Raw genomic sequence first — 20,676 nt, 5'->3', positions numbered from 1 at the left:
GGTCAGCCGTAGAAGCTGTCGATGAGCTCGGAGTTGTTCTTCTCCACGACCGCGCGCTTCACCTTCAGCGACGGGGTGAGCTCACCGGACTCGATGGTGAGGTCGTGGTCGAGCAGCTCCCACTTCTTGATGGTCTCCCACCGGTTGAGGTGGCCGTTGAGCTCGTCGACGTAGTCGCCGATCATCGCGCGCACCTTCTCGGAGCGGACGATGTCGGTATACGAAGCGTCGGGCATGCCGTTCTCCTGCGCCCACCCGGCGATCGCGTCGGGGTCGAGGGTGATCAGCGCGACGACGAAGTTGCGCTCCGCGCCGAAGACCATGAACTGGCTGACGTAGGGGCAGATCGCCTTGAACTTCGCCTCGATGGCGGGGGGCGCGATGTACTTGCCGCCGGAGGTCTTGAACAGCTCCTTGATGCGGCCGGTGATCCGCAGGTAGCCGTCGGCGTCGAGCTCGCCCTTGTCTCCGGTGCGCAGCCAGCCGTCCTCCGTGAACGCCTCGGTCGTCGCGTCGGGGAGGTTGTGGTAGCCGGCCATGATGTGCGGGCCCTTGAGCTGGACCTCGCCGCCCTCGCCGATGCGCACCTCGGTGCCCGGGAACGGCGAACCGACGGTGCCGATGCGGTTGTCGTCGGGGTGGTTGACCGTGGCGCCGGCGGCGTTCTCGGTCATGCCGTAGCCCTCGAGGATGACGATGCCCGCGGCGTTGAACCAGGCGGCGATGTCGGCGTTCAGGGCGGCGGAGCCGGAGATGAAGAACCGGACCCGGCCACCGAAGCGGTCGCGCACCTTGCTGAACACGAGCTTGTCGAAGAGGCCGTGCTGGAGCTTGAGGGGCAGCGGGATCTTCTTGCCCTCGCGGGTCAGGCGGTCGACCTCGGTGCCGACCTTGAACGCCTGCTTGAAGATCTTCTCCTTCGCACCGCCCTCGGCCTCGGTCATGGTGACGATCCGCGCGTGCGCCTTCTCGAAGATGCGCGGCGCGGCGCCCATGAACGTCGGCTTCACGACGCCCAGGTTGTCGACGATCTTGTCGACCCGGCCGTCGATCGCGGTGGCGAAGCCACAGGCGAGCTGCGTCGACAGCAGCACCTTGCCGAACGAGTGGGCCATCGGCAGCCACAGGAACTGGAGGTCGTCCTCGGTCAGGAGCCCCTGCGCCTTGATCGCCTCGCCCTCGAACACCCACGACCGGTGGAGCAGCCGGACGCCCTTGGGCTTGCCGGTGGTGCCAGACGTGTAGATCAGGGTGGCGAGCTGGTCGGGCTGGATCTCCTTGGCGATCGTCTCGATCGCGTCGGGGTGGTCGCCGAGGTAGCCGTCGCCCATGGTGGCGAGGGTGTCGAGGCTGATCACCCACTCGTTGTCGGCGAGCCCCTCGTCGAAGACCACGACCTTCTCCAGGGCCGGCAGCTCGGCCTTGTGGTCGCGGAGCTTGTCGACCTGGGCCGCGTCCTCGGCGAAGACGACGCGGCACTCGGAGTCGCCCAGGATGTAGGCGGTGTCGTCGCCGCCCGTCGTCGGGTAGACCGTCGTGGTGGCGCCACCGGCGCACATGATCGCGAGGTCGGCGAGGATCCACTCGTAGCGGGTGGCCGACGCGATACCGACGCGCTGCTCGTTCTCCAGGCCGAGCGCGCGCAGGCCGGCCGCGAGACGCCGTACGCGCTCCCCCACCTCGCGCCAGGTGACGGACTCCCAGGAGTCGCCCTTGGGGAAGCGGAAGGCCTCGTGGCCACCGGACGCGTCGACGCGGTCGAGGAACTGCATCGCGACGTTCTGCGGCATCTGCGCCAGGAAGCTGGTGTCGTGGTTGATGGGCATGACGCTCCTCATGCACTCCGGGACCGGACGGGGTTGGTCAGTAACCTAGATCACTGGCGTACCCACCGGTAGCCGGGACCACCGACTAGACCGACGGCCCGTCCGGAAGTAGGCGCCGGACCGGCGGTCTGGCGCACGTCGGCACCGCGCGGTGCCCGGACTCGGGCTCCCAGCGGGGATACGATCAGCGAGTCCGTGTCCGCCGCGTCGCCCCACTGGTCGTGGAGGAACGTCGGCGTGCCACCGACTTCGGAGTCGCCGTAGTTCTCGACGCCCGCCCGCACCCAGCGCGGGTTGCTGACGCAACGGCGCGGGATCGCAGCGGTGATGACGTCGGCCTCGTGGTCGATCTCCGGGCTCGTGCGGCAGTTGATGCCGATCATGCCGATCATGTAGCCGCCGCACTCGTCGATGTCCTCGGGCTCAGGTTCCTCCGGGGTCTGGGCGAGGAAGCTCTGCACGCGGCGGAACGTGCCGTCGTTCCGCTGCCAGCGGAGGATGTCGAGCATCCACGCGTTGTCATCGGTCGCCAGGTGGAAGGTCACGTTCTGCTCGAGCGCCTCGTCGAGGTCGCGAAAGCGGGCGCGGAGGTGGACATGGGTGCGGGTGTGCCGCACGCGCAGCCGGGTGATGTCCTCGTTCGTCGCCTCGGTCGCCACGATCTCGGCATGCGTGCCGCAGGGCGGGGGCTCCGGCGTGAACTGGACGCCGCGCACGTCCTCGCGCGGGTCGGTGGTCGTCCAGCGCTCGGCGTTCGCGGAGGCGGGCAAGGCGACCGCGACGGCGGTCAGGCAGATGAGGGCAACAGCCCGAAGAGTCCGTGGCACGCGCAGATCCTGCATGCCGCGCCACCGTGCCGCAGCCGAACGGCGAGAATCGTGTCGTTCGTCCTGCCCGGACCTTCAGTCCTGCACGGCCTTGGCGACGGTGATGCAGCGCGTGACGTGCTCGCGCTCCTCCTTGTCGAGCGCCCGCCCCGCGCGCCGCGCGTCCTCGAACGCCCAGTGGGCGTCGAGGACCGCCCGCACGACGACCCAGTCCCGGGCACGGGGCTCGTCGAGCGCGGCGCCGTCGACGAGCACGTGGAACCTGCGGCGCAGCTGGTCGCGCACCGAGTCGAACGACCCCGCGGCGCCGAGCTCGTCGAACCGGTTGAGCAGCATCGGCGCGGGCTCGTAGTGCGGGTCGCCGTTGGTCGGCTTCGGGTCGATCGCCACCCAGGCGGGCGCGCCGTCGCGCTCGGCCAGCAGCACGTTCTCGTAGTGCAGGTCGGCGTGGATCACCGCGGTGGCGGGCTCCTGGCAGAGGTCGCGCGCGAGCGAGACGGCCTGGTCGACGAGGCGGCGCGGCACCGGCACCTCCCGCGCGTCGGCCGCCAGGGCCTCGGCCCACCGGGCGACGTACGACGCCTGCTCGCGGAGCTGCGGCATCGGCGGCACGTGCAGGTCGCCGTACAGCCCGGCGACGATCTCGCACGCCTCCTCGTCCCAGTGGTCCGACAGGTCGGTGGTGTCGAGGCGCTCGAGCAGCGTCGCGCGCCGGGACGGGTCCGCCCGGAGCAGGCGTACGGCGCCGCGGCCCTGCCAGCGCCGGAGGGCGAGGTGCTCGTGCTCCGACTCGTCGTCGGGGAGGCCGATCTTGAGCACGGCATCGCCGTCCTCGCCGCGCACCGGCGCGACGAGCGAGCAGAAGCCGTGCCACAGCGGTCCCTCGAACTCCAGGCCCCACTCATCGGCGACCGCCGTCGCGAGCGCGGGCAGCCGGTCGAGCCAGTCGATCCACTCCGGCCCGAGACGGCGTTGGGCGTCGAGCGCCGGCGGGATCGGACCCGGCAGCATCAGCGCAGCTCGTCGACGGTGACGGCGCGGGTGCCGCTCGCAGCGACCAGGAGCAGCAGGTCCTGGTCGGCGACCACGGTGCCGCGCGGCCGCAGCCGCTCGCCGGTCGCGGAGTCCAGCACGACCTGCTCCCCGCCGCTGGAGGTCCGGAAGACCACGACGCCGGAGCCGACCTGCATCTCCAGCCCGTTGACGTCGTCGCGGCGCACGTCGGCCTTCCATCGGTCCTTGCCGGTGCGGAGGTCGACGCCGCGGATCCCGCTGCGGTAGTCGAAGAGCACGGCCACTCCCGTCGACAGGTCGGCCACCTCGTCCCAGAGCACCGACGGCGCCAGGTCGTGGCGTCCCCACTCCCGCTCCAGGCCGTCGATCCGCACCACCCCGATGCCGTCGACGTCCGTCGCGATGATCCGGTCGTCGTCGACCTGGGCGATCGCGGTGGCGATGTCGCCGACCTGCCGGCTCTGCGGGTAGCGGACCAGCCCTCCCCCGAGGTCGCCGACCAGCTCGGTCGTCACCGGCACGGTGGGCTGGTGCCGGCGCGGGCTGCCGGCGGCGATGGTGTCCCCGGTGCGGGCGTCGACGATCGTCCAGCGCCGGCGGTCCGCGTCCTCGAGCACGAACGCCCCGCGTCCCTCGTAGCTGCCGAACACGGTCGGCCGCTCCTCACGCACCCACAGCTGGTCGCCCTCGTCGGTGAACCCCGCCACGAGCTTGGGCCCGGGCTCCCCGAGATCGTCGGTCGTGCGCTGGGCCTCGACGACGACCACCGGCCCGGACGTCGTCGGCACGCAGCCGCCGGCGGTCGTCCAGCGCGCCGCGTCGACCTCGTCGCCGAACCCGCGGGGCGCGTCGACCCGCGGCACGACGACGCGGTCCTCGGCGGGCACGACGACCTCGAGGGGGCGGTCAGGGTCGGCCATCACGGCGACCGAGCCGCAGGTGTCGAGCGCGCTGCCGAGCACGTCGGCGGGACTCCAGAGCAGGTCGTCGAGGTCCTCCGCGACGCCGGCGCCGACGACCGCGTCCGGGGAGGCGGAGCGACCCTCGGGCGCCGGGTCCTGCGTAGCGGAGCCGTCGCCACCCAGGACGAGCACGCCGTACGCCGCCGGCGCGGCCGTCAGCGTGGCGGCGGCACCGAGCAGCGCCCACCACCGCGTGCGCCGTCCGGCCGCGCGACCGGTCACGCCGTACGTCTCACTTCTTCGGCTTGTCCCCGCCGGGGCCGGTGGTGGAGAGCGCGGCGACGAACGCCTCCTGGGGGACCTCGACGCGGCCGACCATCTTCATCCGCTTCTTTCCCTCCTTCTGCTTCTCCAGCAGCTTCCGCTTGCGGGTGATGTCACCGCCGTAGCACTTGGCGAGCACGTCCTTGCGGATCGCGCGGATGTTCTCGCGGGCGATCACGCGGGCTCCGATCGCGGCCTGGATCGGGACTTCGAACTGCTGCCGCGGGATGAGCTCCTTGAGCTTGCCGGCCATCATCACGCCGTAGCCGTAGGCCGCCTCGCGGTGCACGATCGCCGAGAACGCGTCGACGGGCTCGCCCTGGAGCAGGATGTCGACCTTCACCAGGTCGGCCGTCTGCTCGCCGGACCGCTCGTAGTTGAGGGAGGCGTAGCCCTTCGTCTTCGACTTCAGCTGGTCGAAGAAGTCGAACGCGATCTCGCCCATCGGCAGCGTGTAGCGCATCTCGACCCGGTCCTCGGACAGGTAGTCCATGCCCAGGAGGGTGCCGCGCTTCTGCTGGCACAGCTCCATGATCGTGCCGATGTAGTCGGCCGGCGCGAGGATCGTCGCGCTCACGACCGGCTCGCGCACCTCGGCGATCTTGCCGTCGGGATACTCGCTCGGGTTGGTCACCGTGAGCTCGGACCCGTCCTCCATGACCACCTCGTAGACCACGTTGGGCGCGGTCGAGATCAGGTCGAGGTTGAACTCGCGCTCGAGCCGCTCGCGGGTGATCTCCATGTGGAGCAGCCCGAGGAAGCCGCAGCGGAAGCCGAAGCCCAGCGCTCCCGAGGTCTCCGGCTCGTAGGTCAGCGAGGCGTCGTTGAGCTGGAGCTTCTCGAGCGCGTCACGGAGCTCGGGGTACTGGTCGCCGTCGATCGGGTAGAGCCCGGCGTAGACCATCGGGTTGGGGTGGGCGTAGCCGCCGAGCGGCTCGCTCGCGCCGTGGTGCTGGCTGGTGACGGTGTCACCGACCCGCGACTGGCGGACGTCCTTCACGCCGGTGATCAGGTAGCCCGTCTCGCCGACACCGAGCTCGCCGGCCTTGACCGGCTCAGGGCTGATGACGCCGACCTCGAGCATCTCGTGCACCGCGCCGGTCGACATCATCTTGATGCGGTCGCGGTGGGTCAGCTTGCCGTCGACGACCCGGACGTAGGTCACCACGCCGCGGTAGGTGTCGTAGACGGAGTCGAAGATCAGCGCGCGGGCGGGCGCGTCCGCGTCGCCGACGGGTGGCGGCGTCTGCTTGACGATCTCGTTGAGCAGCGCCTCGACCCCCACGCCGGTCTTCGCCGAGGTGAGCAGCACGTCCTCGGGCTCGCAGCCGACGAGGTTGGCCAGCTCGAGGGCGTACTTGTCGACGTTGGCGGACGGCAGGTCGATCTTGTTGAGCACCGGGATGATGTGCAGGTCGGCACCCATCGCCAGGTAGAGGTTGGCGAGCGTCTGCGCCTCGATGCCCTGTGCCGCGTCGACCAGGAGGATCGCGGCCTCGCACGCCTGGAGGCTCCGGGACACCTCGTAGGTGAAGTCCACGTGGCCCGGGGTGTCGATCATGTTGAGCACGTAGGTGCCCGGCTCGGCGCCCTCGGCGTTGCCGTCGGCGACCGTCCACGGCATCCGCACGGCCTGGCTCTTGATCGTGATGCCGCGCTCGCGCTCGATGTCCATCCGGTCGAGGTACTGCGCCTTCGCGTCGCGCTCGCTCAGCACCCCGGTCAGCTGGAGCATCCGGTCGGCGAGCGTCGACTTGCCGTGGTCGATGTGCGCGATGATGCAGAAGTTGCGGATGATCGCGGGGTCGGTGTGGCCCGGCTTCGGGGCACTGGCGGCAGTCGGCGGCATGATCCGCCCATTCTTCCAAAGGGCCGCCTGCTCCGGTGAATCCTGATCACCGATAGCAGTCGAACAGCTCCCGGCCGATCCGGGCCAGCTCCGCGCGCACCGCGTCCGGACCGGTCACCTCGATCATCGCGCCCCACCCGGCGAGCTGCTCCGCGACCGAGCGGGCCGTGTGCGCTGCGACCGACACGGTGATCCGCTCGAGATCGTCGTCCTCGACGATCTCGAGGTAGGTGCCGAAGTGGTCGCGGAGCACCCACAGGTGGCGGCGCGCCACCCGTAGCGTCGCGCGCACCAGCGAGCGCCGGCCCTCGACGAACGCGACGACGCGCTGCCACTCCCGAGCGAGGTCGAACGTCTCCGGCCGGTCGGCCGGCTCGGCGGTCACCTCGGCCGCCCGCACCCGGTCGACCCGGTAGGTGCGGGTCTCCTCCTCCCCCGCCCGGGTCGCGAGCAGGTACCAGACGCCGTCCTTGGCGACGAGGCCCAGCGGGTCCAGCAGGCGGGTGCTGCGCTCTCCCTCGCGCCGCGCGTAGTCGACGCGGACCCGCCGGCGGTCGACGATCGCGCGTTGCAGGACGTCGACGTACGGCGGCCGCTCGGCGCCGATCTCGCCCCAGCCCGTGTCGTCGAGCCGGACGGCGGCCGCAGCAGCCTCGGCGTCCGCACGGAACGGCCCGGGCAGCGCGCGCAACAGCTTGCGCAGGGCCGACGCGGTCTCGGGCGAGCCCCCGGCGGCGGGTCCCAGCATCGTGAACAGCGCCTGCGCCTCGGCGGCGTTGAGGCCGCTCAGGTCCGTGCGGGCGCCGCCGACGAGGGACCAGCCGCCGCCGCGACCGGGCTGGGGGTAGACCGGGACGCCCGCCATCGACAGCGCCTCGAGATCCCGCCGCGCGGTCGCGACCGACACCTCGAGCTCCCGCGCCAGCTCCGCCGCCGTCACCCGCCCCCGCGCCTGGAGGAGCAGCAAGGTCGCGATCATCCGGTCCGCGCGCATGCCGTCAGTCTGGCCCAACAAAGTGCTCATTCCCTGAGCACTTTCGCTGGAAGACTCGAGTCATCGACCCGACCGGCACCGCCCACCACCGCCCCAGGAGGCAGTCATGTTCCGTGGATTCACCACCATCAACTACTTCGTCGACGACGTCCGCGCCGCCACGGCCTGGTACCGGCGCCTGCTCGACGTCGAGCCCTACTTCGTGCGGCCGAGTGCCGAGGAGCCGATGTACGTCGAGTTCCGCATCGGTGACAGCCAGGACGAGCTGGGCCTGCTCGACAGCCGGTTCCGCCCCGACGGCTACTCCGACGCGACCCACGCCGGCGCGGTCATGCACTGGCACGTCGACGACGTACGGGCCGCCTACGACCGGCTGCTCTCCCTCGGCGCGACGGGCCTCGCGGAGCCGCGGGACCTGGAGGCGCCCGGATGGGTGATCGCGACCGTCGCCGACCCGTTCGGCAACGTGATCGGCCTGATGCAGAGCCCGCACTACCTCGAGCAGCTCGGCGCCTGAGCGAGGATGGGGCGGTGACCGCCGCCGTCCCGCACCCGTCGACCCTGCCCCACGGCCGCACCGCCCGCCGCCTGGAGTGGGTCCACCTGCCGCCGCACGTCCGGGCAGAGGTCGAGCGCCGCCTCGGCTCCCCGGTGGCCGAGGCGGAGTCACGGACGACGGGCTTCACCCCCGGCTTCGCCTCCGTGCTCACCTGCGAGGACGGCGGTCGTCACTTCGTTAAGGCCGCGTCGGTCAAGGCGCAGCGGATGTTCGCGGAGGCCTATCGGGAGGAGGCCCGCAAGCTGCGGGCACTGCCGCCCGAGACGCCGGCTCCCGCGCTGCGGTGGCTGCACGACGCCGACGACTGGGTCGTGCTCGGCTTCGAGTACGTCGAGGGCCGGCACCCGCAGCGGCCGTGGGTCTCCGACGAGCTCGCCGCCGCTTCGACGATGGCGCTCGACGTGGCGCGGGTCCTCACCCCGTCGCCGATCGAGGTCGAGACCGCTGCCGAGGCGTTCGCGGAGTGGCCCGCGATGTGGGACCGGGTCGGCACCCCGCGCGCCACGGAGCTGCGCGCCCTCGCCGAGCAGTACGTCGACGTCGTCGCCGGCGACACCCTGGTGCACTGCGACATCCGGGACGACAACCTGCTCCTGCGACCGGACGGCTCGGTCGTGCTGTGCGACTGGAACTGGCCGGTGATCGGGGCCGACTGGCTCGACTCGTTCTTCCTGCTGATCGGCCCGCGGGGCGACGGGCTCGACGTGGAGGCGCACATCGCGGCACACCCGTTGCTCAGCAAGGTGCCGCCCGAGTCGCTGGACGTCGCGATGGCACTCGTCCTCGGCTACTTCTGGGCCTGCTCGGAGCAACCCGTGCCCGCGACGTCGCCGTACCTGCGGCTGGCGCAGGCGTGGCAGCGCGACGTGCTGCGGGACTGGTTGTTCGAGCGCCGCGGCTGGCGGTGATCCTCAGCTGCCGAGCAGCTCGGGGTCGATGACGACGCGCTGCCGGTCCTCGGCGTCCACCCAGACGTCGATCACCGCGTCGGGCTGGATCCGCGGGATGGCGAGGTTGGGCACCGACTCGGAGCAGAAGACGCGATACGGCTCCCCCACCTCGGGCAGGACCTCGAGCTCGAAGCCCACCCGGGTCCGGAGCTCGTTCGCGCCCTCGGTGCGCACGCTGACGATCCGCGCTCGGTGCATCGTGCCCGCGTCGAGCACCCGGTCGCGCTCCTCGCGACGGGCGCGCGCCCGTCGTACGGCCAGGACGACGACGACGAGCGCCAGGGCCGCGATCAGGCCGAAGATCGAGCCGCCGCGCACGTCGGGGTCGTCGGACATGACGCCCATGGCGACCACGGCGAAGACAGCGATGGAGCCCACGCCGATGAGAAGCATCACCAGCAGATTGGGCGGCTTGGGGGCGGAGCCGGTATCCACGGCCGGAATGTGGCACATCCGGCCCGTCGCCGGAAGGCGTTCAGCCGATTTGGGGCTGATCTGTCACCGCTGTTAGCCTTGTCCGTCGCGTCAGCAGTGCGTTTCCGCCTGCGCCGACGCACTCCGGACCAGACCAGATCACTACCACCCAGAGGCGTACACACAGTGGCGAACATCAAGAGCCAGATCAAGCGGAACAAGCAGAACGAGAAGCGGCACGAGCGCAACAAGGCCGTCAAGACGGGCCTGAAGTCCGCCGTCCGCAAGTTCCGCGAGGCCGCCGAGGCCGGCGACAAGGAGAAGGCAATCGAGCTGGGCCGCGAGGCCAACCGCAAGCTCGACAAGGCCGCCTCCAAGGGCGTCATCCACAAGAACCAGGCCGCGAACCGCAAGTCCGCGATCTCCAAGAAGGCCGCGTCTCTCTGACGACTTCCTGACTCCGGTCCGGAGTCCCGCCGAGTCGGCTCGTCCTCACGCCTCCCGCGTGACAGCGAGCCGGCTCGCTGCATTTTTCGCGTGACGACGAGCCGGCTCGGCGTCAGCGGGCGTCGCGGAACGCGGCGAGGGTGAGGACCAGGCGCTCCATCGTGTAGGCCGGGTCGCTCGCGGCCCCCTTGAGGTCGGCGTCGGCCTGCGCCACGGAGCGCACGGCGCGCCCGATGCCCTGCTCGGACCACCCGCGGGCCTGGGTGTTGAGCTTCTTCACCCGGAACGGGGGCAGCTTGGAGTCGCGGTTGCCGCCGATGTGGTTGGCCAGCGACCGCACCTGCCCGGCGATGGCCGACAGGATGTAGACCTCCGACGTGCCGGCCTCGAGTGCCCAGCGCAGCTCGCGCAGCGCCTGCTCGCGCTGGCCGGCGAGGATCGCGTCGGCGATCTCGTAGTTCTTCACCTCGGCGCGCCCGCCGAAGTAGCGCCGCACCTTCTCCTCGTCGATCCGGGCGCCGGGGAAGTCGTTGACGAGCTGGTCGACGGCGGCGGTCAGCGAGCGCAGGTCCTCGCCGACGGCGGCGACGAGCACCTCGGCCGCGGGCTGGTCGAGCCGCGCGCCGAGCCGCCGGGCCTCGCTCGTCGCGAACCCGGGCATCTCCCACGGCTTGACCTCGCCGGTCTTGACCTCGGTGACGGCGCCGATCTTGCGCAGCTTGGCCAGCACGCCGCTCCCCTTGGCGCCGCCGGAGTGGACGAGCACGAGCGCGACCTCGTCGGCCGGCGCCGCGGCGTAGTCGAGGATGCCGGCGACCGACTCGTCGGGCAGGTCCTCCAGCGCTCGTACGACGACGCAGCGCACGGCGGAGAACAGCGACGGCGCCGACAGCTCGCCGAGCGTGGCCAGGGTCAGCTCGGACGCGGCGGCCTCGGAGAACTCGGCCTCCGGGTCGTGGCCGCGGACGGTCGCGCGCACGTCGTCGACCGCCCGCGCGGCGAGGAACTCCTCCTTGCCGGTGACCAGCGTGACCCGGCCCAGCACGTCGCTCGCCTGCATGGTTCACACCTTCCCATAGGGGTCCGACGCGCTCGGCCGGTGGTTGAGGTGCGAGGAGCGCTAGCGACGAGCCTCGAAACCTCCGGCTCCTACAGCGCCGCCATCACGTGCTTGATGCGCGTGTAGTCCTCGAGGCCGTACATCGACAGGTCCTTGCCGTGACCGGAGGACTTGAAGCCGCCGTGCGGCATCTCGGCCACGAGCGGGATGTGGGTGTTGATCCAGACGCAGCCGAAGTCGAGGCCGGCGCTGGCGTTGAGCGCCTTGGACACGTCGCGGGTCCACACCGAGGACGCGAGGCCGTACTCGACCCCGTTGGCGAGCGCGATCGGGTCGTCGTCGTCGCCGAACTCCTGGATCGTGATGACCGGGCCGAAGATCTCCTGCTGGCTCAGGACGTCGTCCTGCCGCAGCCCGGAGACGACCGTCGGCGCGACGTAGAAGCCGCGGTCGCCCTGGCGCGCTCCCCCGGTGACGACCTCCCCGTGGTCGGGCACCTGGCCGAGCATCCCCAGCACGCGGTCGAGCTGGTTGGCGTTGTTGACCGGCGGCACCCACGCGTCCTCGTCGCCGGCGTCGCGTCCGTAGGTGGTGATCGCCCCCGCGGCCTGCTCCGAGAGTGCCGCCGCCAGGTCCTTCGCGATCGACCGGTGCGCGAGGACCCGGGTCGCGGCGGTGCAGTCCTGGCCGGCGTTGAAGAACCCGGCGACGGCGATGCCCTCCGCCGCGGCGGCCAGGTCCGCGTCGCCGTACACGACGACCGGCGCCTTGCCGCCGAGCTCGAGGTGCGACCGCTTGAGGTTCTCGCCCGCGCTGACGGCGACCTTCCGGCCGGCCGCGACGGAACCGGTGATCGACACCATCTCGGGGGTCCGGTGGCCGACGACCGCGGCGCCGGTCTCCCGGTCGCCGCAGACGACGTTGAGCACGCCGGCCGGGAAGTGGTGGGAGGCCATCTCGGCCATCATCACGGTCGTGACCGGCGTCGTGTCGGACGGCTTGATCACCACCGTGTTGCCGGCGGCGATCGCCGGGACGAACTTCCAGATCGCCATCATCATCGGGTAGTTCCACGGCGTGACCTGACCGATGACGCCGACGGGCTCGCGGCGGATCCACGAGGTGTGGCCCTCCATGTACTCCCCTGCTGAGCGTCCCTCGAGCACCCGCGCGGCGCCGGCGAAGAACCGGATCTGGTCGACCATCGGCGGGATCTCCTCCGCCTTGGTCACATGGTCGGGCTTGCCCGTGTTGCGGCCCTCGGCAGCGACCAGCTCGTCGGCGCGCTTCTCGACCTCGTCGGCGAACGCGAGGATCGCCTTCTGGCGGTCCGACGGCGTGGTGCGCTTCCAGTCCTTGAAGGCCGCGTCGGCGGCGGCATACGCCTTGTCGACGTCACCGGGGCCGGAGTTGGGCGCCGTGCCGTAGGCCTCGCCGGTCGTCGGGTCGACGAGCGGCATGGTGCCGCCGTCGGCCGCGTCGACGAGCTCTCCGCCGATGAAGTTCTGCACGGTGGTCATGTGGTGTGCCTTCCTGGTGTGGTCGGTCGGTGCGGTGCGCCGGGTCAGCGCAGGGCGTCGGTGTCCCCCGACAATCGTTGCGCGAGCCAGATGGGGACGACCGAGAGGATGATCAGCATCACGGCCACCACGTTGACGACCGGCGCCTGGATCGGCCGGAACATGTTCTCCAGGATCCAGATCGGCAGGGTCTTCGCCCCTCCGCCCGCGGTGAACGTGGTCACGATGATCTCGTCGAAGCTGAGGGCGAACGCGAGCAGCCCGCCGGCCAGCAGGGCCGAGCGCAGCTGCGGGAACGTCACCAGCCGGAACGTCATGAACACGCCGGCACCGAGGTCGGCCGACGCCTCCTCGAGGTTGCCTCCCATCCGGCGCAGCCGGGCCTGGACGTTGTTGAACACCGTCACGATGCAGAAGGTCGCATGCGCGACGACGATCGTCCAGAGGGAGAGGTCCACGCCGAGGATCGCCCGGAATCCGTTGGCCAGCGCGATACCGGTCACGACGCCGGGCAGCGCGATCGGCAGGATGACCAGCAGGTTCACGCTGGACCGCCCGAAGAACGAGTAGCGGGACAGGGCGACGCCGAGCAGGGTGCCGAGCACCAGCGCGATCAGCGTCGCCAGCAGCGCGACCTGGACCGAGGTCCACACCGCCTCCCTGACGCCGGCGCTGTCGGCCGCCTTGCCCCACCACTCGACGGTGAGGTCCGTCGGCGGCCACGTCATCGCCTGGTTGGCGTTGAACGAGTTGGCGACCACCACCAGGAGCGGCACGTACATGACGAGCAGCACCAGGCCGGTCGCCACCGCCAGCAGCCGGCGCGTCGTCGTGCTGAACGTCATCGCAGTCCTCCCGTGCTCACAGGTTCTCCAGGGCGCCGGTACGGCGCACGATCGCCAGGTAGACGAGCATGATCACGATCGGCACCAGCGCGATGGTCGCGGCGAGCGGCAGGTTGTTGGCCGCCCCGGCGTTGACGTAGACCAGGTTGCCGAGCATCTGGTTGGCCCCACCGACGATGTTGACGGTGATGTAGTCGCCGAGCGTGAGCGAGAAGCTGAAGATCGTGCCGGCGATGATCGCGGGCAGCAGCAACGGCAGCACGATCGTGCGTACGGCGCGGCCGTTGCTCGCGCCCAGGTCGCCGGCCGCCTCGAGGAGGGAGTTCGGCACCCGCTCCAGCCCGGCGTAGATCGGCAGGATCACGTAGGGCAGCCAGATGTAGGCCTGCGTCATGATCACCGCGGGGAGGCCGTAGCCGGGAGACTCGATGCCGAGCACGCCACCCGCCCACTCGACCAGACCGCCCTCGGAGAGCACGGCACGCCAGGCGAACGCCTTCACCAGGTAGCTGGCCCACAGCGGGGTGAGCACGGCGACCACGAGCCACCGTCGCGCACGGGGCGAGGCCATCTTGGCCATGTAGAACGCGATCGGCAGCGCGATCGCGACGTCGATCACCGTCACCGCGGCCGCGACCCCGACGGTGCGCAGCGTGACGTTGCGGTAGACCTCGTTCTCGAACAGGGTCCGGAAGTTGTCCAGGCTCCAGGTGCTCTTGTCGATCTCACCCGACAGGCTGTCGGTCGACCAGAACGCGGTCACGAGCAGCGCCGCCAGCGCCACGACGTAGACCAGGAGCAGCCACGCCAGCGGCGTGGCCAGCAGCAGGGTCAGCCGGACCGCCGGCCAGCGGTGCAGGAGCCGGGATACCGGCCGGCGGTCCGACCTCTCCATCAGCCCTTGATCTCCGTCCAGGCCTCGGTCCACTGGGCGTAGTCGGTGCACTCGACGTCGGTGCGGCCGTCCAGGCACTCCTTGATCGGCGTGCGCCAGTACCAGAGCTTGTCGGAGAACTCCTCGTCACCGGCGTTGAAGAGCTTGCAGTGCTCCTCGGCCTCCGGGCTCACCTGGCACGCCTCGTCGCTGTTCGGCGCCTCGCCGAAGTACATCGTCGCCGCGGCGTTGCCCTCCGGGCTGATGATGTAGTCCATCCACTTGTAGGCGCAGTTGGGGTGCTCCGCCTGCGAAGACAGCATCCAGGTGTCGTTCCACGCGGTCGCGCCCTCGTCGGGGAGGATCGCCTCGACGTCCTTGTTCTTGATGTTGTTGACGATCACCTGCCAGGTCGTGCCGACGACGGAGTCGCCGGTCTCGAAGGCGGAGATCTCCTTGAGGTAGTCCGACCAGTACTCGCCGATGTACTCGCGCTGGGTCTTGAGCACCTCGACCGCGGCGGCGAGCTGGTCCTCGTCGAGCGCGTACGGGTTCTCGATGCCCAGGTCGGGCTGGGTGTTCATCAGGTAGAGCGCCGCGTCGGCGATGTAGATCGGCGAGTCGTAGGCGGTGACCTTGCCCTTCACGCCCTCCATCTCGGCCGGGTCGAACACCGCGCTCCACGACGTGGGCGGGGTGTCGTAGGCGGACTTGTTGTACATGAGCAGGTTGGCGCCGTACCCGTGCGGGACGCCGTAGTTCTCACCGTCGACGGTATTCCACTCGGTGTCCTTGAGGAAGTCGTAGACGTTCTCGTAGTTGGGCACCAGGTCGGTGTTGATGGCCTGCGCCTCGTCGGAGGCGATCAGCCGCAGCGACAGGTCGCCGGAGGCGGCGATGACGTCGTAGTCGCCGGACTTGGCGAGGTTGAGCGCCTCGTCGGACGTGCCGTAGACCTTGCTCGTCACCTCGCAGCCGGTCTCCTCCTCGAACGGGGTGACCCAGTCGACGTTGGGGTCGTTGCTGCCGTCCTCGACGTAGCCCGGCCAGGCGAGGATCGAGACCTCGCCCTCGAGCTCGCCGAGCTCCTCGACGGCCTCGGTCGATCCGTCGCCCTCGTCGTCGCCACAGCCGGCGGCGAGCGCGAGGACGGACAGGACCGCGAGGCAGGCCACCGGTCCACGCCCGAGTCTCTTGATGCGATTCATTGGGTGTCTCCTGACTTCTCGGTGTCCCCCGCCAGCGCGACCACGTCGGCACGGGCGAAGCGGACGGTGACCTCGTCACCACGGTGTTCGGGGGCAGGGAGCGATCCCGAACTCTGCTCGAGGACGACCACAGGGGTGCCGTCCTCGAGCCGCACATGGACCCGGTTGGCCGAGCCGAGGTAGATGACCTCGACCACCTTCGCGCGCAGCACCAGGTCGCCGGTCCCGTTCGACGTCGCGTCCGCGGGCCCGAGCGAGAGCCGCTCCGGGCGGATCGCGTGCGACCCGGACACCCCGAGGACGCGCTGCGACGTCGCGTCGTCGAACAGGTTGGTGGTGCCCACGAAGGAGGCGACGTACGGCGAGACCGGGTCCTCGTAGATCGCCCGCGGCGTGCCCAGCTGGACGATGCGGCCCTCGTTGAACACCGCGATCCGGTCGCTGAGGGTCAGCGCCTCCTCCTGGTCATGGGTCACGAAGACGAACGTGATGCCGAGCTGGCGCTGGAGCTGCTTGAGCTCGACCTGCATCTGCTCGCGGAGCTTGAGGTCGAGCGCGCCCAGCGGCTCGTCGAGGAGCAGCACCTTCGGCTTCACCACGATCGCGCGCGCCAGGGCGATCCGCTGCCGCTGCCCGCCGGAGAGCTGGGTCGGCCGGCGGTCGCCGACGTCGGGCAGCCGGACCATCGCCAGCGCCTCGAGGGCCCGCTCGCGACGCTCCCGGCGGGCGACCCCGCGCACGCGCAGCCCGTAGGCCACGTTGTCGAGCACCGACATGTGCGGGAAGAGGGCGTAGTCCTGGAAGACGGTGTTGACGTCGCGCTCGAACGGCGCGGCCCCGGTGACGTCCGTGCCCGACAGCCGGATCGTCCCGCCCGTGGGGCGCTCGAACCCGGCGATCAGCCGGAGGACGGTGGTCTTGCCCGAGCCGGACGGGCCGAGCATCGAGAAGAACTCGCCGTCGGCGATCTCGAGGTCGACGCCGTCGACGGCGCGCACGTCACCGAAGTGCTTGGTCACGCCGCTCAGGGCGATGGCCGGCTCCATGGGCCGAAAACATATGAGACCAGATTATTGTATGTCTAGAGGGAAGAGGTTACGTTTTCGTTCCGGATCCGGCGGCGCCGCTGGAGGGAGGGGGCACCACGTGGCGGACACCGAGACGGGCGCGCGCGCCCGGTCCTCGCGGCGCATCAGGCACGGCTCGCGGACGCGGTCGGCCATCTTCGCGCCGCTGGAGGACGTGGGCCGCGCGGTCCGGATCGAGCAGCGGTTGGCGAGCGCGATCCGCTCCGGCCTGCTGCAGGACGGCGAGCGACTTCCCAGCGAGCCGGAGCTGGCCTCGATGATGGGGGTCGCGACCGTCACCGCTCGCGAGGCGCTCGTCGCGCTGCGCGCGCAGGGCCTGGTGACGACGGTCCGCGGCCGCAACGGCGGCAGCTACGTGAACCGGCCCAAGAGCGCTGACGACGACGTGGCGACCCGGCTCGCCGCCATGTCCCGGGTCGAGCTGCACGACCGGGCTGCCGTCCAGCTGGTGCTGCTGACGGGGTGCGCCGAGGTCGCCGCCGACCGGGCCGACCCCGACGACGTCGACCTGCTGTCCGAGCTCGTGCCCGCCGCCGACGAGGAGGACACGACCGTGTGGCGTCACGCCGAGGCCGAGTTCTTCCTCTCGCTGGCGGCGCTCACCCAGTCGGCGCGGCTCACCCGCGAGATGGTGCGCCTGGAGTCCGACTTCGGGCACCTCGCGCGTCACCCGCTCGGGTCGCCCGAGGTCCGCGCGCACTCCCGTCAATGCCTCCTCGCCCTGCTCGACGCGCTGCGCGCGCACGACGGCGAGGCAGCGCGGGCAGCAGTCCGGGCCCACGCCGGTCGCACGCTCGACGAGCTCTCCGTGCTCCAGGCGGCGGCGCGATGAGGCGCCCCCGGCCGGCACACCCGGCGACCGCCCCTCGGCCCTGCTCCTTGACATCACGCGAGGCCGGACAGTTTCGTAGTGCAACAAGTTTCGCGAAGAGGTGAGCGACATGCCCACGACCGTCCTCCAGAACCAGGCCCTCGGGCCGTGCGCCGATGTCGTCGCGTCCTACTTCGCCGGGCTCCGTGACCACCTCCAGGGCATCCGGGAGTGCGTCGTCGAGGTCGCCGGGCGCAACGGCCTGGTGACCGCAGACCTGGTCGTCGACGCCGTGGAGGCGCCGACCAAGACGATGCTCGCGGAGAAGCCGCTGCTCGGCGGCGGCTTCGTCGCCACGCCGGGGTTCCTCTCCGACCACCACCTCTACCTCGCGTGGTGGCAGGGCGACAACCGCCAGCTCCTCGCCCAGTCCGGGCCGTGGGAGGAGGCGCCCGTCGACTACACCCGGCAGGAGTGGTACCGCGCCCCCGCCGCCAGCGGTGAGCCGCACATCGCGGGTCCGTACGTCGACTACGTGTGCTGCGACGAGTACGTGCTCACCGCGACGATGCCGGTCGTGGTCGGCGGCGAGCTCGCCGGTGTGGTCGGGGCCGACACGCTGCTCGAGGTGTTCGAGTCGCTGATGCTGCCGACCCTCGAGGAGGCCGGCGGCACCCTCATCAACCACCACGACCGGGTGGTCGTGTCCGCCGACCCGCGCCGCCCCGCAGGGCGACTCGTCGAGCGCAGCTCGTACGCCGCCGGCGTCCCCTGCGCGGGGACCCCGTTCACGGTCGTCGCGTAGGAGAGGTCCTCAGCGGCTCACCAGCTCCGGTCCGTCGGGACCGGCCACGACCGCGAGGTCGCCGTCGGTGTCCGTGCGCCCGACGACCGCACCGGCCGTTGTGAGCCGGCCGAGCAGACCGGGATCCGGGTGGCCGTAGTCGTTGTCGGCTCCCACGGAGACGACCGCCAGCTCGGCGTCGAGGGAGAGCAGCCAGTCGTCGTCCTGGTAGGCGCTGCCGTGGTGGGGCACCTTCAGCACGTCGACGTCGAGCTCGGGCAGCGCAGCGGCCAGGCGCGCCTGGCCGGGTGGCTCGACGTCTCCGGTGAGCAGGATGCGGACCCCCTGGGACTCGGCGAGCACCACGACGCTCGCGTCGTTGGCCGAGCTGCCGTCGCCGGCCCCCGGCACGGGCCGCGGCAGGTCGGGCCACAGCACCTGGAGGACGAGGTCGCCGTACCTCCTCGTGCTGGCGTACGGCGCCGCCGCGAGCGGGACGCCGGCCGCCCGCGCGGCACTCTCGACGTCGTCGACGTTCGCCGGCGGGTCGAGGACCGGGCTCGCCTCGATCGTCCCGACCCGACGGCCGCCGAGCACGCCCCGGAGCCCGCCGACGTGGTCGGCGTGGAAGTGGGTGAGCAGCACCAGCGGCACCTCGCTGACGCCGAGCGCGTCGAGACACCGGTCGACCGCCGCCGGGTCGGGTCCGGCGTCGACCACCACGGCGGTGCCCTCCCCCGCGCTGAGCACGAGCGCGTCGCCCTGCCCGACATCACAGGCGACCAGCAGCCAACCGTCCGGCGGCCAGCCGGACCAGTTCGTCGCGACCCGGCCCGGCACCCCGAGCACCACCACGAGCAGGACGACCGCCAGGCCCGCTCCGAGCCAGCGGCGGCGCAGCAACCCGGGGAGCGCGACCGCGACGGCCAGGCACAGGCAGGTCAGGAGCGCGAGCGCACCGGCGCCCGCGCCCCAACCGATCGAGGCGCCGGGAAGATCGGCGCCGTGCCGCGCGACGAGCACGAGCCAGGCGACGCACCAGCCGGCCGCCGTGCCCAGCAGCGTGCCGGCCCACGGCCACACGAGCCCGACCAGGCCCGCCGCGAGCCCGAGCACCGTCGCAGGACCCACGGCCGGTGCGACGAGCAGGTTGGCCGCGACCGCCACCAGGCTGACCTCTCCCGAGAGCGCGGCGACCAGCGGCGTGCACGCGAGCTGGGCGGCCACAGGTACCGCGATCGCCTCGGCAAGGGGTCGCGAGAGCCGCGGCGACATCGCGCGGACCAGAGCCGGCGCGAGCAGCACGATGCCGCCCGTCGCCAGGACCGACAGCGCGAACCCGGGAGAGACGGCGAGTGCCGGCTGCACGAGCAGCAGGCAGATGACGGCGGCGCCGAGTGCGCGCAGCCCGCGCCGCCTGCCGTCGCGCCCGAGCGCGAAGAGGCCGACCACGCCCATCGCCGCCGCGCGCACCACGCTCGGCTCGGTGCGCGCGAGAAGCACGAAGCCCGCGATCCCTAGCAGACCGATCACCACCAGCCAGCGCCGCCGCGCGCCGAGCCAGCGGGCGACCAGCAGGACGAAGCCGACGACGAGGGTCAGGTTCGTGCCCGAGACCGCGGTCAGGTGGGTCAGTCCGGTCGTGCGGAAGTCGGCCTCGACCTCCTCGGGCAGTGCGGCGTCGTCACCGTCGACGAGCGCGGGCACCAGCCCGGCCTCGGCCGGAGGCCGGTGGTCCACGGCGTCGCGGATCGACGCCCGCACGGCGCCCGACGCGCGCCACCACACGTCGGGCCCACGGGTCCGCACCGGCGCCCGCGCACCCGTCACCAGCGCGGCCACGTCGGGGTCGTCGGCCGGCGCCAGCCGGCCCGCGGTCCGGACCCGCTCCCCCAACGCCGCCGTCGACCACTCGCTACCGCCGAGGAGGACGAGCGTGCCGCCGACCTCGTAGGACGCGCCACGGGCGGACGCCGCGTGCACCTTCAGGCGCAGCACCACCTGGTCGCCCCACGGTCCCGCGACGGGCCGCGGGTCGGACACCACCGTCGCCTCGACCTCGGCCCAGGCGCGCTCCTCCGCCCAGGCGCGCAGAGGGCTCGCCTCGACGCTTCCGTGGCGAAGGCCGACGCTTCCCGCGACGGCGGCCGCGGCCAGCAGCGCACCGGTCAGCAGCAGCCACCGCTCCCGCGCGGCCGCCGTGGCCGATCGCCGCACCGCCGAGCCGGAGACCGCCGCCACCGCGAGCAGGGCGACCGCGAGCCACCCCGCGGCGGGCCCGGTGCGGTAGGCGAGGAGCCCTCCCGCCCACGCGGCCGCAGCGAGCACCGGCAGCCGAGCGTCGTGGCGCGTGCCCTCGCGGTCGCCATCGGTCACGCCC

At 71.6% G+C, this 20,676-nt stretch carries 19 protein-coding genes; 5 read left to right on the top strand and 14 right to left on the bottom strand.

Annotated features, from left to right (window positions below):
• Positions 1-2: 2 nt before the first annotated feature.
• The 6 genes from HNR19_RS07970 to HNR19_RS07945 form a co-directional block, all read right to left on the bottom strand.
• Entirely contained in the window at positions 3-1,826 is a 1,824-nt protein-coding gene (locus HNR19_RS07970) for an AMP-dependent synthetase/ligase (RefSeq protein ID WP_179667415.1), read from the bottom strand.
• A 50-nt stretch (positions 1,827-1,876) separates the two neighbouring features.
• Entirely contained in the window at positions 1,877-2,653 is a 777-nt protein-coding gene (locus HNR19_RS07965) for a hypothetical protein (protein ID WP_179667414.1), read from the bottom strand.
• Positions 2,654-2,728: 75 nt separating this feature from the next.
• Complete coding sequence (locus tag HNR19_RS07960; RefSeq protein ID WP_179667413.1) at positions 2,729-3,664, bottom strand: aminoglycoside phosphotransferase family protein; 936 nt, start codon at positions 3,662-3,664, stop codon at positions 2,729-2,731.
• On the bottom strand, positions 3,664-4,851 hold the full coding sequence (locus HNR19_RS07955; RefSeq protein ID WP_179667412.1) for a hypothetical protein: 1,188 nt from the start codon (positions 4,849-4,851) through the stop codon (positions 3,664-3,666). The genes HNR19_RS07960 and HNR19_RS07955 overlap by 1 nt, the downstream gene beginning before the upstream one ends.
• A 10-nt stretch (positions 4,852-4,861) precedes the next feature.
• Entirely contained in the window at positions 4,862-6,742 is a 1,881-nt protein-coding gene (lepA, locus tag HNR19_RS07950) for a translation elongation factor 4 (RefSeq protein ID WP_179667411.1), read from the bottom strand.
• Between the two features lie 46 nt (positions 6,743-6,788).
• Positions 6,789-7,736 carry a helix-turn-helix transcriptional regulator gene (locus HNR19_RS07945; RefSeq protein ID WP_179667410.1) on the bottom strand — a complete coding sequence of 316 codons (948 nt, stop codon included), beginning with the start codon at positions 7,734-7,736 and terminating at the stop codon, positions 6,789-6,791.
• Positions 7,737-7,842: 106 nt separating this feature from the next.
• Here HNR19_RS07945 and HNR19_RS07940 point away from each other — a divergent pair, with 106 nt between their 5' ends.
• Together HNR19_RS07940 and HNR19_RS07935 are read left to right on the top strand one after the other, a co-directional pair.
• Positions 7,843-8,253, top strand: coding sequence for a VOC family protein (locus HNR19_RS07940; protein ID WP_179667409.1), 411 nt, complete (start codon positions 7,843-7,845; stop codon positions 8,251-8,253).
• Between the two features lie 14 nt (positions 8,254-8,267).
• Positions 8,268-9,203, top strand: coding sequence for a phosphotransferase family protein (locus HNR19_RS07935; RefSeq protein ID WP_179667408.1), 936 nt, complete (start codon positions 8,268-8,270; stop codon positions 9,201-9,203).
• Positions 9,204-9,206: 3 nt separating this feature from the next.
• Here the strand turns inward: HNR19_RS07935 and HNR19_RS07930 are convergent, their stop codons facing one another.
• Positions 9,207-9,680, bottom strand: a complete 474-nt coding sequence (locus tag HNR19_RS07930; RefSeq protein ID WP_179667407.1) for a hypothetical protein — start codon at positions 9,678-9,680, stop codon at positions 9,207-9,209.
• Positions 9,681-9,845: 165 nt separating this feature from the next.
• Between HNR19_RS07930 and rpsT the strand changes: the two genes are divergently transcribed.
• Positions 9,846-10,106 carry a 30S ribosomal protein S20 gene (rpsT, locus tag HNR19_RS07925; RefSeq protein WP_179667406.1) on the top strand — a complete coding sequence of 87 codons (261 nt, stop codon included), beginning with the start codon at positions 9,846-9,848 and terminating at the stop codon, positions 10,104-10,106.
• A 112-nt stretch (positions 10,107-10,218) separates the two neighbouring features.
• Here rpsT and holA read toward each other — a convergent pair whose 3' ends face one another.
• The 6 genes from holA to HNR19_RS07895 form a co-directional block, all read right to left on the bottom strand.
• Entirely contained in the window at positions 10,219-11,166 is a 948-nt protein-coding gene (gene holA / locus HNR19_RS07920; protein ID WP_179667405.1) for a DNA polymerase III subunit delta, read from the bottom strand.
• Positions 11,167-11,255: 89 nt separating this feature from the next.
• Positions 11,256-12,686 (bottom strand): aminobutyraldehyde dehydrogenase, encoded by a 1,431-nt coding sequence (locus HNR19_RS07915; protein ID WP_179667404.1) that lies wholly within the window; start codon positions 12,684-12,686, stop codon positions 11,256-11,258.
• A gap of 44 nt (positions 12,687-12,730) precedes the next feature.
• Positions 12,731-13,531 (bottom strand): ABC transporter permease, encoded by an 801-nt coding sequence (locus HNR19_RS07910; RefSeq protein WP_179667403.1) that lies wholly within the window; start codon positions 13,529-13,531, stop codon positions 12,731-12,733.
• 16 nt (positions 13,532-13,547) lie between these two features.
• Positions 13,548-14,426: an ABC transporter permease gene (locus tag HNR19_RS07905; protein WP_179667402.1), complete on the bottom strand. Its 879-nt coding sequence runs from the start codon at positions 14,424-14,426 to the stop codon at positions 13,548-13,550.
• Positions 14,426-15,613: an extracellular solute-binding protein gene (locus HNR19_RS07900; RefSeq protein ID WP_179667401.1), complete on the bottom strand. Its 1,188-nt coding sequence runs from the start codon at positions 15,611-15,613 to the stop codon at positions 14,426-14,428. Before HNR19_RS07900 ends, HNR19_RS07905 begins: the two co-directional genes overlap by 1 nt.
• Positions 15,610-16,659, bottom strand: a complete 1,050-nt coding sequence (locus HNR19_RS07895) for an ABC transporter ATP-binding protein (protein ID WP_179667400.1) — start codon at positions 16,657-16,659, stop codon at positions 15,610-15,612. The genes HNR19_RS07900 and HNR19_RS07895 overlap by 4 nt, the downstream gene beginning before the upstream one ends.
• A gap of 100 nt (positions 16,660-16,759) precedes the next feature.
• Here HNR19_RS07895 and HNR19_RS07890 point away from each other — a divergent pair, with 100 nt between their 5' ends.
• Together HNR19_RS07890 and HNR19_RS07885 are read left to right on the top strand one after the other, a co-directional pair.
• Positions 16,760-17,533: a FadR/GntR family transcriptional regulator gene (locus HNR19_RS07890; protein WP_343047103.1), complete on the top strand. Its 774-nt coding sequence runs from the start codon at positions 16,760-16,762 to the stop codon at positions 17,531-17,533.
• A 109-nt stretch (positions 17,534-17,642) separates the two neighbouring features.
• Positions 17,643-18,317 (top strand): cache domain-containing protein, encoded by a 675-nt coding sequence (locus HNR19_RS07885; protein ID WP_179667398.1) that lies wholly within the window; start codon positions 17,643-17,645, stop codon positions 18,315-18,317.
• Between the two features lie 9 nt (positions 18,318-18,326).
• Here the strand turns inward: HNR19_RS07885 and HNR19_RS07880 are convergent, their stop codons facing one another.
• Positions 18,327-20,672 (bottom strand): ComEC/Rec2 family competence protein, encoded by a 2,346-nt coding sequence (locus tag HNR19_RS07880; protein ID WP_343047102.1) that lies wholly within the window; start codon positions 20,670-20,672, stop codon positions 18,327-18,329.
• Positions 20,673-20,676 lie beyond the last annotated feature (4 nt).

This window comes from Nocardioides thalensis (assembly GCF_013410655.1).
Taxonomy (GTDB): Bacteria; Actinomycetota; Actinomycetes; order Propionibacteriales; family Nocardioidaceae; genus Nocardioides; species Nocardioides thalensis.
Note: the sequence above shows the minus strand (reverse complement) of the source record. Positions and strands in the feature narration are given on the sequence as shown.

Coding starts and splice junctions, on each gene's coding strand:
- HNR19_RS07970 (WP_179667415.1), bottom strand. CDS start 1,826: ATGCCCATCAACCACGACACCAGCTTCCTGGCGCAGATGCCGCAGAAC.
- HNR19_RS07960 (WP_179667413.1), bottom strand. CDS start 3,664: ATGCTGCCGGGTCCGATCCCGCCGGCGCTCGACGCCCAACGCCGTCTC.
- lepA (WP_179667411.1), bottom strand. CDS start 6,742: ATGCCGCCGACTGCCGCCAGTGCCCCGAAGCCGGGCCACACCGACCCC.
- HNR19_RS07945 (WP_179667410.1), bottom strand. CDS start 7,736: ATGCGCGCGGACCGGATGATCGCGACCTTGCTGCTCCTCCAGGCGCGG.
- HNR19_RS07940 (WP_179667409.1), top strand. CDS start 7,843: ATGTTCCGTGGATTCACCACCATCAACTACTTCGTCGACGACGTCCGC.
- holA (WP_179667405.1), bottom strand. CDS start 11,166: ATGCAGGCGAGCGACGTGCTGGGCCGGGTCACGCTGGTCACCGGCAAG.
- HNR19_RS07915 (WP_179667404.1), bottom strand. CDS start 12,686: ATGACCACCGTGCAGAACTTCATCGGCGGAGAGCTCGTCGACGCGGCC.
- HNR19_RS07910 (WP_179667403.1), bottom strand. CDS start 13,531: ATGACGTTCAGCACGACGACGCGCCGGCTGCTGGCGGTGGCGACCGGC.
- HNR19_RS07905 (WP_179667402.1), bottom strand. CDS start 14,426: ATGGAGAGGTCGGACCGCCGGCCGGTATCCCGGCTCCTGCACCGCTGG.
- HNR19_RS07900 (WP_179667401.1), bottom strand. CDS start 15,613: ATGAATCGCATCAAGAGACTCGGGCGTGGACCGGTGGCCTGCCTCGCG.
- HNR19_RS07895 (WP_179667400.1), bottom strand. CDS start 16,659: ATGGAGCCGGCCATCGCCCTGAGCGGCGTGACCAAGCACTTCGGTGAC.
- HNR19_RS07885 (WP_179667398.1), top strand. CDS start 17,643: ATGCCCACGACCGTCCTCCAGAACCAGGCCCTCGGGCCGTGCGCCGAT.